Annotated in this window: 13 protein-coding genes; 9 read left to right on the forward strand and 4 right to left on the reverse strand. The window is 49.7% G+C overall.

Going from position 1 to position 16888, the window contains the following annotated elements:
• Positions 1-81: 81 nt before the first annotated feature.
• From NSU14_RS03200 to NSU14_RS03215, 4 genes are read right to left on the reverse strand one after another with little or no spacing between them, the layout of a single operon-like run.
• Complete coding sequence (locus NSU14_RS03200) at positions 82-1179, reverse strand: GerAB/ArcD/ProY family transporter (RefSeq protein ID WP_076248582.1); 1098 nt, start codon at positions 1177-1179, stop codon at positions 82-84.
• A gap of 32 nt (positions 1180-1211) precedes the next feature.
• A complete protein-coding gene (locus tag NSU14_RS03205) occupies positions 1212-1421 on the reverse strand; it encodes a hypothetical protein (protein WP_042139665.1) in 210 nt (69 codons plus the stop codon).
• A complete protein-coding gene (locus tag NSU14_RS03210; protein WP_042139664.1) occupies positions 1418-2626 on the reverse strand; it encodes a Ger(x)C family spore germination protein in 1209 nt (402 codons plus the stop codon). Before NSU14_RS03210 ends, NSU14_RS03205 begins: the two co-directional genes overlap by 4 nt.
• Before the next feature lie 39 nt (positions 2627-2665).
• Entirely contained in the window at positions 2666-4129 is a 1464-nt protein-coding gene (locus NSU14_RS03215; protein WP_179093646.1) for a spore germination protein, read from the reverse strand.
• A 190-nt stretch (positions 4130-4319) separates the two neighbouring features.
• Here NSU14_RS03215 and lonB point away from each other — a divergent pair, with 190 nt between their 5' ends.
• From lonB to NSU14_RS03260, 9 genes are all read left to right on the forward strand, one after another.
• Positions 4320-6029, forward strand: a complete 1710-nt coding sequence (lonB, locus tag NSU14_RS03220) for an ATP-dependent protease LonB (protein ID WP_042139662.1) — start codon at positions 4320-4322, stop codon at positions 6027-6029.
• 925 nt (positions 6030-6954) lie between these two features.
• On the forward strand, positions 6955-7383 hold the full coding sequence (locus NSU14_RS03225; protein ID WP_340942794.1) for a glycosyl hydrolase family 28-related protein: 429 nt from the start codon (positions 6955-6957) through the stop codon (positions 7381-7383).
• A 75-nt stretch (positions 7384-7458) separates the two neighbouring features.
• Positions 7459-8283 carry a hypothetical protein gene (locus NSU14_RS03230; protein WP_340942797.1) on the forward strand — a complete coding sequence of 275 codons (825 nt, stop codon included), beginning with the start codon at positions 7459-7461 and terminating at the stop codon, positions 8281-8283.
• Positions 8284-8448: 165 nt separating this feature from the next.
• Positions 8449-9510, forward strand: coding sequence for an EpsG family protein (locus tag NSU14_RS03235; protein WP_340942799.1), 1062 nt, complete (start codon positions 8449-8451; stop codon positions 9508-9510).
• A gap of 691 nt (positions 9511-10201) precedes the next feature.
• Entirely contained in the window at positions 10202-12595 is a 2394-nt protein-coding gene (lon, locus tag NSU14_RS03240; RefSeq protein WP_340942801.1) for an endopeptidase La, read from the forward strand.
• Positions 12596-12607: 12 nt separating this feature from the next.
• The gene (gene yihA, locus NSU14_RS03245) at positions 12608-13273 is read left to right on the forward strand and encodes a ribosome biogenesis GTP-binding protein YihA/YsxC (RefSeq protein WP_340942802.1); all 666 of its coding nucleotides are present in this window, start codon (positions 12608-12610) and stop codon (positions 13271-13273) included.
• Between the two features lie 28 nt (positions 13274-13301).
• Positions 13302-13889, forward strand: a complete 588-nt coding sequence (locus NSU14_RS03250) for a non-ribosomal peptide synthetase module (RefSeq protein ID WP_336102085.1) — start codon at positions 13302-13304, stop codon at positions 13887-13889.
• A gap of 101 nt (positions 13890-13990) precedes the next feature.
• On the forward strand, positions 13991-14773 hold the full coding sequence (locus tag NSU14_RS03255; RefSeq protein ID WP_340942807.1) for a tyrosine-protein phosphatase: 783 nt from the start codon (positions 13991-13993) through the stop codon (positions 14771-14773).
• 85 nt (positions 14774-14858) lie between these two features.
• Entirely contained in the window at positions 14859-16856 is a 1998-nt protein-coding gene (locus NSU14_RS03260) for an S-layer homology domain-containing protein (protein WP_340942808.1), read from the forward strand.
• The last annotated feature ends 32 nt before the right edge of the window (positions 16857-16888 follow it).

Genomic DNA, 16888 nt, shown 5'->3' on the forward strand with positions numbered 1-16888 from the left:
CTGCAGAGGTCTGGTTCGTTCAGACCGACTGCGGCGGGGCGCTTTTTAATAGCTAAGAATTTAGATGTTTTGGGGGTTATTTTATGTTCTTTTCCGGAAAACAACCTTCTTCAGCAGGGTTAGAACGTAGATCATGAACGGGATCAGCAGGAGGAAAATGAACGAGAATTTCCCCCATACCGTTCCGATAATGTCATTGACGTAGACGGTGTTGATATATGTATTCCAGGCGATGATGAGGAACAATACGGCCAACGGGTAGATCAGATGCTGTGGAGCTTTGAGCCCGAAGACCGTTTGGATACCCTTCAGGATGGAGAGGTAGAGCAGCGAAATTTTGATGAAAAAGGTTAATATCCAGATGGTGATCAGTAATCCTTCGACGCGCTGCAGAATGTTCCCGATATTGATCGTTTTGGCCAAGGCGTAAGCAGGGAAGGTGCTATTCTCGGTCTGCTCAATGCCAAGCACCAGAATGCTGAGCAGTACAATAAGGAGCAGCACGATACCGCCGGTCAGAGTGCCCCACAAGAAGGCCTTCTCCCCGCTTTTTCGCTTATGGACCAGGGGCAGGAACGTCATCATCACAATCAGCTCCTGAAACATGGCGGCCTGAAAACCGGCCTGGAAAACGGGACCTGTGCCTCCCTCCAACACAGGCTTGATATGATTCCATTCAATCTGGGGGATCAGCGTGAGGACAAGGATCAGGAACAGAAATAATACCCAGGGAAACAGCAGCTCCCCCAATCTGGCGAGTATGACAACCCCCATGCCGGCACTCATAACCGCAGCAATCAGGAACACAATCTGGACGGCCTCAATCGGCGTTTCCGGCATAATCTCACTCGACATGAAGAATCCAAGGTCACCCAGCAGAGTGCCGGTGAGAATGAGGAAATAGAACAGATACAGCAGTGAAATTATTTTACCGGGCCATTTACCGAAGGCAGCTTCGTGAATTTCAAAGAGATGTTTGCCGGGGTGAAGCCGTGCGATGAATAGATACAGCACCACCATGACCAGGTTGATCATAAGGCTGCAGAGCGAGGCGATCCAGGCATCTTCTCTGGCGGTATGCGCAAGTCCGCTCGGGATGACCAGAATAGAGGTGCCGATGGTTAAACCGAATGTCATAATGTAGAACTGCCTCGCGGCAATACCGGTACGGCTTTTCACCTCTATCTCACATCCTTTCCGCAAAAAAATATTCAGGACAGCAGCTCCATTATGCTGCGAACCCAGTCAAGCGGCCTAAGCTGGGGCAGATCCGCCTTATCTGCGAGAGTAACTATGACAGTCAGAGCCCAGATGCCATAGAAAGCAGCGGTATCCCGGGCGGAACGGAGCCTAAGAACGCCGGGTGTCTTCAGGAAGAGTACAAACAGCAGGAAGAACAGTAGCAGCAGACTCCAGTTCATTTCTCCTCGAGCTCCCTTTTGAGCGGCTGTATGACCGAGCCGATGCGCCGGACCGCCACCTTGGAATGAACATCAATCTTAACGGTCTTGAAGGTGTCCGCCCAATGGTCGCGGTAATCCTTCCACAGCTTCGGATATTTGCGGTGCAGCGCTTCTCCGAAGCCGAAGATATCCGAGTTATATTTCTGCTGGATCTCCCGGATATCACTGGCCATTCTGTCGTCGAAGCGTTTCTCCAGATTCTTCTCAATGCCCTCAATGCTGGACGGCTTGTTCAGATCTAGGGTTCCTTCCACTGTCGTCAGATTCGCTTCTATATTCAGCCGCACCGTGAATTCGGGTTTGGCCTGGTCATTCAGCTTGATATCCATCGAAGTGTCTGCCCGGTAAACAATGAAGCCTACGGTTCCGCCATCCGGGCCGGGGACATTTCCAACCGTTGAGTCTACATCGTTCAGCGTATAATTAACACTCTTGCTGAGCGGTTCGCCCAGCCAGCCGACCAGCTTGTCTTTTTTGAACACGGCGATGCCGGCATGCTGGATCAGGGCCTTCGGGCTGATGCTCTGCACATTTTTGGCGGACTCCCCGTCCTCCAGATCTCCTTTTAACTGTACTCCCGACATGATCGGGTTCGAGCCGCCGCGCTCCAGCTCGGTAATGAACTGCTGCAGGGTTACCTTCCCGGTCGCTGCCCATTTCTTATGGGAGACGAGAATGGAAGAATACAGGGAGTTCGCCGGAATATGCTCGAAAGGTGTGATAATCTCCAGGATCTTCGAAGCTTTCGAGTTCTTGGCTACCAGCAGGTAGAAATCGGTACGAAGATCATGGTCGCGTGAGATGAAGTCCAGCGCATCGCTGACCCCGCTGCGGGCCAGTTCTTCCCCAAAGACAAGCACACGGATATGGGCCAGATACAGCATACGGGGAGTCATGCCCAGCATCCGCTGCAGCGCATCGGGGACGGTACGGCCTACGGATTTGTAGGTTACGACAGGCAGGCTTCCTGAGGAGGCTCCCTTCTGGTTACCGGCCTCGCTGGGATTCATAACCTGGACGGTGACCGCATACCCCTCCGGAACCAGATCAATGCCAAGCGCCATGACCAGAGCGAGATCATTCAGTTCTTTGCGGCTCCAGCATCCGGTAAGTGACATGAGACTTAGAATCAGGAGGATCGTAAGGGCACGTCTTCCCCGCATTAGGCAGCGTTCCTTTCGTTATAGATTCACAGGCAACCTCTAGTTTCGTCCAAAAAACTTCTTCATGCTGCGCCGCGAGACGCGGATGAAGGTGTCCCGCTGGCTCTGCCAGCGCATAGGCGCGAAGGAGGTCATGTAAGGGACGCCTACCGATTCCAGGCTGCACAGATGCAGGCCCAGAATAATCATCGCGATAATCATCCCGTACAGGCCGAAGGAGGCGGCAATCGCCATTAGCACGAAACGCAGCATCCGCACAGAAATGCCGACATTGAAGGCCGGTAATGCGAAATTAGCGATCGCTGTGATCGACACTACGATGACCATGGCTGCTGAGACCAGCCCCGCATCAACCGCTGCCTGACCGATAACCAGGGTTCCGACGATAGACACGGACTGGCCGATGGATTTGGGCAGCCGGATACCGGCCTCGCGCAGAATCTCGAAGGTAATCTCCATGATGAAGGCTTCAAGGAATGCCGGAAAAGGAATCCCCTCGCGCTGCCCGATCAGGCTGATCAGCAGTGTGGTCGGAATCATCTCCTGATGAAAAGTAGTGATGGCGATATAGAAGGAAGGGGTCAGCAGAGCAATGGCGAAACAAAAAAATCGCAGCAGCCGCACCAGACTGGCGAAATCGCTCCGCTGGTAGTAGTCCTCACTGGATTGAAAGAATTGCACCAGCAGTGCGGGAACCACAAGCACAAACGGAGTCCCTTCCACCAGAATGGCGATCCGCCCTTCCAGCAGTGCCGATGCCGTGACATCCGGACGCTCGGTATTATAGACGGTCGGGAAAGGGCTGTAGCGCTTGTCCTGAATCATCTCCTCGATATAATTGCTCTCCAGTACGCTATCCAGCCTGGCATCATCCAGCCGTCTGCGCAGCTCCTCCAGTACGACGGGATCGGCATTGCCTTCAATGTACATCACCGCGACATCCGTCTGGGTCTGCTCCCCCAGCTTGCGTGACTCGATCCGCAGCTTCGGGTTCTGGATGCGCCTGCGGACCAGAGCGGTATTCTCCCGCAGGGATTCGGTGAAGCCTTCTCGGGGCCCGCGGACTACCGACTGGGAGACCGCATCCTCCACCGCACGCTGCTTGAGAGCCTCTGTACCGGCAGACAGCGCCGTAACGCTGCCTTCAATGAAGAGAATCGTGTTGCCCGCCAGAATTTCCGTCTCAACCTCTGTATAGTTGCTGATCTCTCCAACCTTGCCCAGGGTAAGCGTCCGTTCCTGCAGCAGCTTGAGGCAGGTTACCGGCGTGAATTCGTCCAGTTCATGGAACAGGCCGGCATCCTCGTGAACCGCTTGAATGAGAGACTGCGGATCAGACAGGCCTTCAATAAAGACAAGCACAGCGGACAAAGGGCCAAGTGTGATGAACCGGTAGATGATATCTGTACTTTTGCCCAGGCGGACTTGCATTCCCTCTATAAAAACGGACAGAGATTCCGGCAGCTTCTCCTGCGGTGATCCTGCATTTTCCAGCTGCGTCATGTGCATTCGCCTCCTGTTATCCGGTATAGTCTTTCCGTTTATGGGAATCGTATGCAATCTGCGGGCCGGGAAGGGTGCAGGAGTCTTCTGTTTTTTTGGCACAGGCGTTTATGAATGATTGAAACGGCTATACTACCTAGTAGTAGTTAAATACTGGACAGGCAGACGGAAGGAAACAGGAGGGTGTGCTATGCAACTAAGTATATTGCTGATGATCGTGCAGCTCTTTTTCGCGCTGGTCATCGGCGTTTATTTTTGGAATCTGCTGCGTGGACAGAAGACCAACAAGACGGCGGTAGACCGGGAATCGCGCAAGGAGCTGGATAAGCTGCGCAAGATGCGGATGATCTCTCTGACCAAGCCGCTCTCAGAAAAAACACGTCCGGCCTCCATCGATGATATCGTCGGACAGAAGGACGGGCTGCGCGCACTTAAGGCCGCGCTCTGCAGTGCCAATCCGCAGCATGTTATTATCTACGGGCCGCCTGGTGTGGGCAAGACAGCCGCTGCGCGTGTGGTCATGGAGGAAGCGAAGAAGAATGCGCTATCCCCGTTCAAGCGCGATGCCAAATTCACAGAGATCGATGCCACTACCGCGCGCTTCGATGAGCGCGGGATTGCCGATCCGCTCATCGGCTCGGTGCATGATCCAATCTATCAGGGTGCGGGGGCCATGGGGGTGGCCGGAGTTCCGCAGCCGAAGCCGGGAGCGGTAACCAAGGCGCATGGCGGGATTCTGTTCCTGGATGAGATCGGGGAGCTGCATCCGATTCAGATGAACAAGCTGCTGAAGGTACTGGAGGACCGCAAGGTGCTGCTGGAGAGTGCGTACTATAATTCAGAAGACAGCAACACACCGGCGTATATCCATGATATCTTCCAGAACGGCCTGCCCGCCGATTTCCGGCTGGTTGGTGCAACGACACGTTCGCCGGATGAAATCTCGCCTGCGCTCCGTTCGCGCTGCATGGAGATCTATTTCCGGCCGCTGCTGCCGGAGGAGATTGCGGTGATCGGACGGGATGCCGTCCAGAAGGTCGGGCTGAAGCCAAGCCCCGAAGCGGTGGAAGTGGTGCAGCAATATGCCACGAACGGCCGCGAGGCCGTGAATATGATCCAGCTGGCCGCCGGATTGGCCCTGACCGAAGGCCGGGATACCCTGAGCGCTGCCGAAGTGGAATGGGTCGCGGGCAGCAGCCAGCTGCCGCTGCGGACGGAGCGGAAGATTCCAACGTCTCCACAGATCGGGCTGGTTAACGGCCTTGCCGTCTACGGTCCGGGCATGGGTACGTTGCTGGAGATCGAAGTCTCCGCCGCACCTGCTGCTAATGGACAAGGCAGACTGAATATAACCGGTGTAGTCGATGAAGAGGAGCTGCGCGGCGGCTCACGGACGACCCGGCGCAAGAGTATGGCCAGAGGCTCCATCGAGAATGTGCTGACCGTACTGCGTACGATGAAGCTGGACCCGGACCACTACGACCTGCACATTAACTTCCCCGGCGGCACGCCGATTGACGGCCCGTCCGCCGGAGTGGCTATGGCGGTCGCTATCGTCTCCGCCATCCGGCAGCTGCCGGTGGATAACACGGTAGCGATTACCGGGGAGATCGGCATCCACGGCCGAGTGAAGCCGGTTGGCGGCGTGGTCGCCAAGGTCGAGGCCGCGTTCCAGGCCGGTGCAACCACCGTGCTAATCCCTAAGGAGAACTGGCAGTCGCTGTTCGCCGACCTCGGCCCCCTGCGGGTCATCCCGATGGACACCGTCGAAGAAGTCTTCCGCCACCTGTTCGGCGCGGATACGGCAGACGTGAGAATGCCCGCCGTGTCGGGCGAGACCTTCTCTTCGGCGCCTTCGCTGCTGAAGGCGGATGCTTCGGGGGAGAGTCTGCCGGGATAGCAGCAGTCTATATGAAGAGGTCCCTCAGATGATATACTGGGGGATCTTTTTTGCGGAACTTGCTGGAACGGTACCGGAGCTAGACCGGATATAGATGGATTTTCTACACTTGCTAAGGAACGAATGAACCCGGCGCAAACAGCTTGCTTGCTCCCGATCCGCCGAAATCAACAAATTAAGATACCTTTATCCACTTGCTTGTGGCATCACTCGGTATCCCCGCGGCATCCTCCCCTTTTGTTCGCAGAATGTAGCTCTTGAGGTCCCTGCAAATTTCATCTTCGAAGCTAAAACACCACTTTGTGGGGTTAACTTTTAGCAGCCCGAAATGGTATAATGAATAGATCAGTGTGTGGAGATATTAGTCTTTGATAGACTAAATTGAATGTTACAGTATTATCGATTTCACTTTCGGTTATTGGCACATGGGTTGGAACGGGACATGTAAGTCTGGAACCCATCAGAAACTTCCTTCATATCTGGCCAAGAAACTTTGGGATAGCCTTCTGGATTGAACTGCTGGTTGCGCAGCCGATCGCAAGATTGGCAATGAAGACGTTGCATGCAAGCAAGACCGTAAGGCACAAAGTGTAAATGCGTGATCAGGGCTAATCGTCCAAAATAACAATACATTCGGGGAACGTCCATGCCGGGCGTTCTTTTCTTTTTAATACATTAAAATCATCCATTCTTATCGGAGATATTTCCTGTTAATTTTATTAGCGGTAACTGCACTTATTCCTCGGTGGATGTTACGCATGTTGTGCGGTCTGGTAGAGGGAGGATGATGTGATATAGAGATGGTTAAGAGGTATTGCACTTGAATGGAAATAAAATATCTTAATTATGAAGATACATATTTCATGTGCTAAGTTAAACGTTGGTAGGCATTACTATTGCGTAGTTGGCGTAAACTGCGGATCATGTGACCAGTCTTGTAGTCAACGTTAAATATCCACCGATACCGCTTGTAGGGGCTAAAGGAGACGGGACAATTGATGACACTGTTACTATTCAAAACATCATTAATTATGCACAGTCGCTGAACCCAGGAGCTGTTTTGTATTCTAACGGGAGCAACTCAACACTGCTAGGAATTAGGTTGTATTTCCCTATGGGAGTATACAAAATCACAGCGCCTTTAATTATTAACGCTACCAATAAGACACAGACGAGCGATGCATCCAATACAATCGTAGGTATTGAACTAACCGGGGATGGAATCACCTCTACTATTATCGATTCTACATCAGCAATGAGCGGAGAATCGATTTCGATCCTGGGCGGATTTACTAAGGTATCCGATATGCAGATACTAAATTCCAAAGGATCGGGCATTGTCTCTAATCAGTAGGGTAATGTTTTTGAGCGTGTATTTGTTAACAATCCGGCTATAGTCGGAATCTACGTTGCATCTGGATTTAAAATCATGATCTCTAAATGTTTTGTTTTTGATGCTGGAGCATATGGATTCTCCTTCAATGACTATCATACGACTTGTTTGGTTGAAAACAATTATGTACTTCAACCTACGCTGGGCGGGTACTTTGTAGGCAATAGAGATAACATATCGCTTTCAAAGGGTATGACATATAGTACGTTTGCTTCAAATGCTTGCGATGGTGGGGCTATAGCGTACACTTTTGCGGGATGCAGAGCATTGGCGGTGAATGGCTGTGGATGCGAAGTGGTTTCTAATCGTGCTATTTATGTATCAGGCACAGAATCCTCAGTTTCTATTGATGGGTTTTTAGGGGATAGGGTAGGCGGAAATGGCATCTACATCGAAGGAAACCGGGCCAAAGTTACAATTGACGGATATGTAGACTCTAATCCTATTAATATAGGTATACCTTTAATTGCTGGCGGGGGAACGGATGCCAAAGTTATCATTGCTAACATCACCAACAAACGCACCTATCTGTATGATTCCGCCGCCACACTTGACGTAAGTTCCTTGAATAACAAAAAACATAAAGTCGTCAATTTTTATGTTAAAAATAAGGCAGTGGCTACGTTTAAACATCCGAGCGGATACAGTATAAACTATGGCGGATTGATTTCGATACGTTGCTTTCATGGAGGATCATCGGCTCCAAATGGATCAATAAACACAGCAACCTATTACTTACTGCTGAATAAAGGGACTGGAGGATCTAACATTGCAACAGTATCTTTTGCCGGCCTAAAAGGAGACGAGACAGCATTACAGTCTTGGCCCTCGTTCGATTTTACCTTTTCCGGGGATTCATAAACTGCCACACACAAATACAGGCACATGGACTAGTCGTGACTTCTCATTTCGATAGAAACGACAGGTGATATTGTAACCGTCTAGTGTAAATTCATTGCCACACTATCATATCTTTGATAGACTATTTCCATATGTTTTCGACAACTGGGCGAGGTGGAATGGTTAGTGTTTACTTTGGTAGTGTGTTTAAGTGGGGCCTTTGCATTGTTAGAACTGGGTAAATTAAGCAAATACATGAGTTGGTTTCTCGGCTTGATCCCCCTATCTTTACTTTTCGTAATGGTCAGCTTCAATAGGTTGAACCGTGATTATTTCGCGTATAAAAATGCGTTTGTAATCTTTGGATTTCGAGATACCTTCGATTTTGGTTATGCGTTTTTAGTTGATACCGTTGAAAAATTGGGTGGAGACCATGAGCACATTGTGTTTATGGCAGGCGTGTTGCTAGTAATCGTATTGCTGAAATGGTTGAAAACAAGCAGCTACATTAATCTGGTAGTGCTATTTTACTGTGCTTATCCCTTGATTTATGACATTAATCAGATAAGAAACTTTTTTATGTATCTTATAATGATTTTGTCTTTTGGATACGTGATTGATCAAAAACCGATAAAGCACTATTTGGTATGGGCTGTGTCATTCTCAATGCATAAGTTCGCCCTTGTTTACCTTCCTTTTTATTATTTTTGCCGGGAGAAAATGAGTCGGCAGCGTTTTTTCTGGTGGATTATTAGGATAACGATTATACTCGCTATTTTGTCTCCTTTTGTAATCAGGCTAGCATCAAGATTTTACCCTGCAAAAATGGCGGCTTACTTAGTACCTCAGCCGAGAGTTCAAATCATTGCCGTATTTATATACGCTATTATAGATTTTGTAACGGTGTGGTGGATTGATAAACGGATTGCGAACAAGGTTAGCCCCGAGGATTCGCGTAAGATGGAAATCCTTTATCGCTTCGTATGGTTGTCCATTCTAATACTGCCTATCGCTTTTTATTTTGTCGAGGTCAGCCGAATGCAGCGCAATGCGATATTAGTAAAGTACATTTATTGTGCGTTAGCTATGCGCTACCTAACCTTTAACGAGAGAGTAGTAGCAGTTGTATTGTTAGCATCCTCTATTGTATTTTACTTATTTATGATTAACTATAACCACAATTGGGATTTATATCGGTATCTCGATGAGAACACATTGAGATATTACTTTAAGCGATATCTATTCTAATTCATTAAAGGACCCTACTGTTCACTAAGATATATGGTTAGGGAGCCTTCAGAATTGGAGTCTGTGGGCTTTTTTAACGTATAAATATATTGGTTAAATGCAGATTATTAACTTGATAACTCAATGAAAAAATTAGAATGTTCTAAATTAATAATCCTAAATCTCCAGTTCCATTAGGGAACCAGGAGATACAATGATCTCCTACAGTAACTCCTCACGGAACGTTCGTGCTCTTTGTAATAGTCAAGCGTCAAATTAGTTATAATTGAACTGAATAAAATAATAAAATCAGATGAGGGCCGGTTTAAAGCTAAACTTTAGAAAATCCGGCTTTTTTGATGTGCTAGTAATGACGGAGGAGTTGTTCTGATAATCTGAACGTCTTCATGATTTCTGCGAATGAAAAACAATGCACCAACGCAATAAAATGAAAATTACGATTAAATCATCGAACATGTCTATGACTTGGTTGTAATGGATAAGAAACTGTAAATGAGCATTAACCCATTTTTTCTTTTGTCATTATTGCAAGTACGGAACACTGGCATAGTACAGAGAATAGAAGCGAATACTAAAAGACGACTGCGCCACAGCATTTGCCGCGGCACAAGGCTTGTTGGTGTTTTCATGCCGCTTTTGTTAGAATGAATGCATATGACACTACTTATGAACCATGGGAGGTGCGAAAGCGATGATACAAAGCAAATCGAAAGGTCGTCGTTTTCCTTTATTACCGCTTAGAGGTCTTCTTGTATATCCCAGCATGGTTCTGCATTTAGATGTAGGCCGCGAGAAGTCAGTCCGGGCACTGGAAAAAGCTATGGTTGAAGATAACCTGATTCTCCTCTGCTCCCAGTCGGAAGTGAATATAGAGGAACCGGGACAAGAAGATATTTTCCGGGTGGGTACAGTTGCGAATGTGCGGCAGATGCTGAAGCTTCCCAACGGCACGATCCGTGTGCTGGTGGAGGGCGTGGAGCGGGCCGAGATTATTCATTATACGGATAACGAGGAGTATTACGAGGTAATGGCGCGCGAGCTGCCGGAGCAGGAGGATGTTGATCAGGAGAGCGATGCCCTGATGCGTACCGTACTGAGCCAGTTCGAACACTACATCACTTTGTCCAAAAAGGTTACTCCCGAGACGCTGGCCGCTGTCTCCGATATTGAAGAGCCGGGCCGGCTGGCCGACGTGATCACCAGTCATTTGGCGCTGAAGATTAAGGAGAAACAGGAGATTCTGGAGACCATTGACGTCAGCAAACGCCTGGAGAAGCTGCTCGATATCCTCAATAATGAGCGTGAAGTGCTGGAGCTGGAACGCAAGATCAGCCAGCGCGTGAAGAAACAGATGGAGAAGACCCAGAAGGAGTATTACCTGCGTGAACAGATGAAAGCGATCCAGAAGGAGCTTGGCGAGAAGGAAGGCCGGGCAGGCGAAGCGGATGAGCTGCGCGCCCAGATGGAAGAGAAGAAGCTGCCGGAGCGTGTGCAGGAGAAGATTGAGAAGGAAATCGACCGTCTGGAGAAAATGCCGGCAAGCTCGGCCGAAGGCAGCGTCATCCGCAACTATGTGGATTGGCTGCTGGGTCTGCCGTGGAGCGAAGCAACCGAAGATGATCTGGATATCAAGAAGGCGGAGCAGGTGCTGGATGCAGACCACTACGGTCTGGAGAAGCCGAAGGAACGCGTACTGGAATATCTGGCTGTACAGAAGCTGGTCAAGAGTCTGAAGGGTCCGATTCTATGTCTGGTAGGTCCTCCGGGCGTTGGTAAAACCTCACTCGCCCGCTCCATCGCCCGCTCGCTGAATCGTAAGTTCGTCCGCATCTCGCTGGGCGGAGTACGGGATGAAGCAGAGATTCGCGGTCACCGCCGTACCTATGTCGGTGCTATGCCGGGGCGGATTATTCAGGGGATGAAGACTGCGGGCAGCATCAACCCGGTCTTCCTGCTGGATGAGATCGACAAGATGGCAGCGGACTTCCGCGGCGATCCGTCGGCTGCACTGCTGGAGGTGCTTGACCCTGAGCAGAACAATACGTTCAGCGATCACTTCGTAGAGCTGCCGTTCGATCTCTCGAACGTCATGTTCGTAACGACAGCGAATGCTGTGCATAATATTCCGCGTCCATTACTGGACCGGATGGAGATGCTGTTCATTCCGGGTTATACGGAGCTTGAGAAGCTGCAGATTGCCAGCCGCTATCTGCTGCCGAAGCAGCGCAAGAATCATGGGCTGGAAGAGGAACAGCTGTCCATTGAGGACGATACGCTGCTGAAGATTGTGCGCGAGTACACCCGGGAATCCGGGGTGCGGAACCTGGAGCAGCAGATTGCTGCCCTATGCCGCAAAGCCGCCAAGCAGATTGTCTCGGAAGAGAAGGAACGCGTAAGCATTCTTCCGGAAGAGATTAAGGATTATCTGGGCGCCTCGAAGTACCGCTATGGAATGGCGGAGCTGGAGGATCAGATCGGCACCGTGACCGGGCTGGCCTGGACCGAGGTTGGCGGCGACACGCTGCTGATCGAAGTAACGGTTGTGCAGGGTACGGGCAAGCTGACGCTGACCGGACAGCTGGGCGATGTGATGAAGGAATCGGCGCAGGCCGCCTTCAGCTATACCCGCTCTAAGGCGGAGGAGCTGGGACTGGCACCGGATTTCCATGAGAAGAACGATATTCATATCCACATTCCCGAAGGCGCGATCCCCAAAGACGGTCCGTCCGCAGGGATTACGATTGCAACAGCCCTGATCTCCGCCCTGACGAAACGTTATGTCTCGAAGACTGTAGCGATGACCGGCGAGATTACGCTGCGCGGGCGTGTGCTGCCGATCGGAGGCCTCAAGGAGAAATCGCTGGCTGCCCACCGTGCAGGCTACAAGAAGATCCTCATCCCTAAGGACAACGAGCGTGACCTTAAGGATATTCCCGAGAGTGTCCTGAACGATGTGGAGTTTGTGCCGGTAGCCCATATGGATCAGGTGCTGAAGCATGCACTTGTGGATCATGAGGCCGTCAGCGGCAGAGACACAGATACGGATACAGAAATAAGTATTGAAGCGCCAAGTAGTGTGCATTAGAAAGGAAGTCCTATGAAAGTTAACAATGCCGAATTTGTGATCAGTGCCGTGGGCCCTGATCAGTACCCTGAGGATGACTTGCCGGAGATTGCTCTGGCAGGGCGCTCCAATGTAGGGAAGTCCTCTCTGATTAACCGCATGATCAACCGCAAGAATCTCGCCCGCACCAGTTCTACACCGGGTAAGACGCAGCATATGAACTATTATCGTATTAATGAAAACATGTATTTCGTTGACTTTCCGGGTTACGGCTACGCCAAGGTCTCCAAGACGCAGCGCGCCTCCTGGGGCAAAATGGTTGAGAAATACATGTCCGAGCGTGAAACGCTGAAGATGGTCCTGCTCGTTGTAGACCTTCGTCATCCGCCAACCGGCAATGACAAGATGATGTTCGACTGGCTGAAGCATTATGATCTGCCGCTCTGTGTAGTGGCAACCAAGGCGGATAAGATTCCGAAGACCCGCTGGCCGAAGCATATCAAAGTGATGAAGCAGGAGCTCGGTGTGCTGCCGGGTGATAACTTCATTGCCTATTCTTCAGAGATTGGACTTGGCAAAGACGAACTATGGGAACTTATCGATAGACATACTCTTCCTACCGAAGAAGAACCTCCGGCAGAACCGGACGATCAGGATTCCGGGGATGAACCACAGCACGAAGACTCTTCTGAGACTTAAGGGTTTGTCATAGAATTGAGGGATGGTTATGGCTCAGCGTCTGGCTATGGAATATGTGAATGCAACAATGCAAATGACCGAATTTCAGCTGAACCAGTTTCTGCTTACCGCCGATACCAGCTATATCAGCCACCGTGTGAAGATCCTTGGCGCGGGTGAACAGGAGATTGTGCTGGAGGAAGCCGGAGGCGAGGAGGTACATCTGTCTTTTGAACGCAAAGGCGGCATCTATATTGGTTCCTTGTCCTGCAGGGTAGTGAATCCTCATCTGATCAATGCGGTCCGTAAGCTCTTCTTCATGTATAAGGGCACGGGAACCGTGAACCGGATTTATAAGGAATTAACCATGATGTATTACTATGAGGGCGGCTCGGTGCGCCGGATCTCGGAAGTGAGACCCGGCGGCACCAAGCTGATCTATCAGCATAAATATTCATTAGTAGAGATGATGTCTATTTACAAGCTGCAGACGGTAGAGCAGGAGATAGAACAGGAGCGCCGGAAGATTAATAGCCTGTTGGATCTCCGCAATACTTGTCAGCATGAAGCGGACATCCGTGAAGTAGACGAACAGCTTAAGATGGCAACTTATCGGCTGTTTCAATTAGAAGCTTAACGAAATTTATTTTAAAATTTAGCAATCATTTCCTAGTGAAATGGTTGTATTTTTTTGCGAAATCTATACATATCCTCTACGAAAGGACCGATAAACTACATATGATAGATATCCATAGCCACATTCTACCCTTCATAGATGACGGAGCCGCTGATATTGACGCCGCTCTCGCCATGGCGCAAGACGCCCATAACGATGGTATTACCACTGTAGTTGCTACGCCGCATCATGCGAACGGAGTCTATATGAATCCGGCTCCGGATATTGAAGCAGCCGTGCGGCTGCTGAACGTGAAGCTCCAGGAGGCTGGCAATCCGCTTCAGGTACTGCCCGGACAGGAGATTCGTATCTACGGCGATCTGCTGGATGATCTGGAGAAGGGACAACTGCTGACGCTTGCCGGTTCCAGATACATTCTGCTGGAGATGCCCTCTTCGCGGGTGCCGCGTAATATGGAGGAGACCTGCCATGAGCTGATCATCCAAGGTTATGTACCGGTGATCGCCCATCCGGAGCGTAATGCCGAGGTTGCCGAGAATCCGTCCAAGCTGGAGCGGTTAACCGAACTGGGAGCACTGGGACAACTGACGGCGCAGAGTCTTGCCGGGACCTTCGGGAGTAAGCTGCAGAAGCTGTCACTAGACTTGTGCCGGCGGGGGACTATACATGTGATTGCATCAGATGCGCATGATTCTAGTAATCGTCCGTTTGGTTTAAGCGAAGCTTACGAAGTCGTGAAGAAACATTTGGGAAATGAGACATTCGACTTTTTTCTACACAATGCGCGTAGAATTGTTGCTAATGAGGAGATCATTCGAGTCAATTCTGTTCAATCCAACAGCAAACTTCATAGATTGTTCGGATTTTTTTCTCGTAAAGGGTGACCTTCCAATTGTTTAATGGTAGAATGGGTATTACTGGGTTATTGCTATATTATTTATAAAAATACATACAAGAGGTGGATGACAAGTGACTTTGAAGAAAAAATTGGCAGTATCTACACTAGCAGTAAGCATGGCGGCGGCATCCGTTGCCGGATTGCCCCTAAGCAGTATTCTTGGACAATCTGGAATCGTGGGTACAGCTTCTGCAGCGAGTGCAAACTATGACGCTTTGAAAGCCCGTGCCAATCTGTTGTACGGCAAATTAAGTGATGCATCCAAGCAGACACTCCGTGAGTTCCGCGCAGAGCTCCAGTCGGTATCCCGTACCGAACTTGAAACTGCTCTTGCACCGATTCTGGATCATGTGACTCTCACTTCTACAGAGAAGACAACATTGTTTGATTTCTATCTAGAGGTAGTAGGTTCTTACTACAATCCTGATGTAACAGCGATTACAGATATTCTGGAATCACCGAATTATCCTGCTTATCAAGCGCTGGTGAAGAATATTGGTGAACAAGCCGGTATTACAGATCTGACTGTCGGCAAAGTATATAATTTCATTTCTGTAGTTGAGCAGAAGGAAATTGCAGCCTTCAAAGGAGCAAACCTGGCGGATCTGTATGCAGCAGCCAAAAATCCAAGCAGCGCATTGGCAGTTCAAGCGAAGAATATTGCGCTCAATACTAATGTAGTAGCAGGAACAGATTACACACTGAAGGCCGCGCTTCTGGAACTTGGCGTTGATGCTAACCTCGTATCCACACTGAAGACTAATCTGGAAGCTATTCCATCTGTTACAAAGGCTAAAGACGCAGCTGTAATCCTTGCGGCTGCTTACTATGACGTTTATCTTAAGTCTGGTGCAGTTGTTGATCCTGGTACTGGTTCTGGCGGCGGTGGCGGTAGCTCGACAGTAACAACTCCGGTTACCAATCCAACAGCTACACCTGGAATTTACGATGTATCCAAGCTGGTAACTATTGTTGGAGACAAGGCGACACTTAAGCTGGTTGATGCTGACGTACTGAAGGCATTTGATGCACTCGTTGCTTCAAGCACAGTTAAGACAGGTCTTACACTTACCTTGAACCTGGGTACAGTGAATGCTGCAACAGTGGAAGTTCCATTGTCCAAAGCAATCATCGAAGCTGCCAAGGCTAAAGGTATTGCTAATATCGCTATTACCTTCAACGGCTTGACCGTAACGATTCCAGTGGGCCAATTCAGTGAAGCTATTACACTTACAGCATCGACAATTGCTGATTCTACTGTAACTTCGATTTCCAGCCTGAAGCTGGCATCCAGCGTGTATGAATTTGATCTGACTGTAGGCGGCGTTGCAACAACAACCTTCCAGCAGCCAATCATCATTAAGCTGCCACTGAAGAATGCAACTGGCCTTGACAAAGAATTGCTCTCCGTTACGAAGATTGTATATAGTGCTCTGCAATTCCAGGGTGGTACCGTTGATGGGGATTACATCATTGAACCACGCGATACTTTCTCTTCCTACGCAGTAGTGGAGAACAAAGTAAGCTTCAAAGACATTGCAAGTGTACAGGCTTGGGCGGGAAGACAAATCGCCGTTGTAGCTGCCAAGGGCGCAATTGAAGGCGTGGGTAACGGCAACTTTGCTCCGAAGAGCAATGTGACCCGTGCTGAATTCGCCAAGATGCTGATTCGTGCATTGAACCTGGAGAACAACTCCGCTAAGCAGAGCTTCAATGATGTAAGCTCTACTTCCTGGTATGCTCCATATGTAGCTGTAGCTGCTGAGAAAGGTATCATTACCGGACGCAGCGCTGCTGAGTTCGATCCTAATGCAACTATTACCCGTGCAGAAATGGCGACTATGATCTCCCGTGCGATCAAGTCGGTTAACCCTGCTGCAACTACAACTGCAAGTGCGCTTAGCAAATTCTCTGATGCTGCTAAGATCAGTGCATCGCTGAGAGACGGAGTTGCCTTCGCCGCCAGCAATAACCTGGTTATCGGTAACGCAGGCAAGTTCAGTCCTAACAACACTGCTACTCGTGCAGAAGCGGCAGTTATTATCTACCGTACAATCAACTTCAAGTAAGTAAATAGTAAGTGTGGAGAGCCTCCTCTCGT

The organism is Paenibacillus sp. FSL R10-2771 (assembly GCF_038000205.1).
Classification (GTDB): domain Bacteria; phylum Bacillota; class Bacilli; order Paenibacillales; family Paenibacillaceae; genus Paenibacillus_AQ; species Paenibacillus_AQ phytohabitans.

What these genes read in the sequence shown, in the direction of transcription:
- lon (WP_340942801.1), top strand. Translation starts at nt 10,202, where the DNA reads ATGATACAAAGCAAATCGAAAGGTCGTCGTTTTCCTTTATTACCGCTT.
- NSU14_RS03250 (WP_336102085.1), top strand. Translation starts at nt 13,302, where the DNA reads ATGGCTCAGCGTCTGGCTATGGAATATGTGAATGCAACAATGCAAATG.
- NSU14_RS03205 (WP_042139665.1), bottom strand. Translation starts at nt 1,421, where the DNA reads ATGAACTGGAGTCTGCTGCTACTGTTCTTCCTGCTGTTTGTACTCTTC.
- NSU14_RS03255 (WP_340942807.1), top strand. Translation starts at nt 13,991, where the DNA reads ATGATAGATATCCATAGCCACATTCTACCCTTCATAGATGACGGAGCC.
- NSU14_RS03215 (WP_179093646.1), bottom strand. Translation starts at nt 4,129, where the DNA reads ATGACGCAGCTGGAAAATGCAGGATCACCGCAGGAGAAGCTGCCGGAA.
- NSU14_RS03230 (WP_340942797.1), top strand. Translation starts at nt 7,459, where the DNA reads ATGATCTCTAAATGTTTTGTTTTTGATGCTGGAGCATATGGATTCTCC.
- yihA (WP_340942802.1), top strand. Translation starts at nt 12,608, where the DNA reads ATGAAAGTTAACAATGCCGAATTTGTGATCAGTGCCGTGGGCCCTGAT.
- lonB (WP_042139662.1), top strand. Translation starts at nt 4,320, where the DNA reads ATGCAACTAAGTATATTGCTGATGATCGTGCAGCTCTTTTTCGCGCTG.
- NSU14_RS03210 (WP_042139664.1), bottom strand. Translation starts at nt 2,626, where the DNA reads ATGCGGGGAAGACGTGCCCTTACGATCCTCCTGATTCTAAGTCTCATG.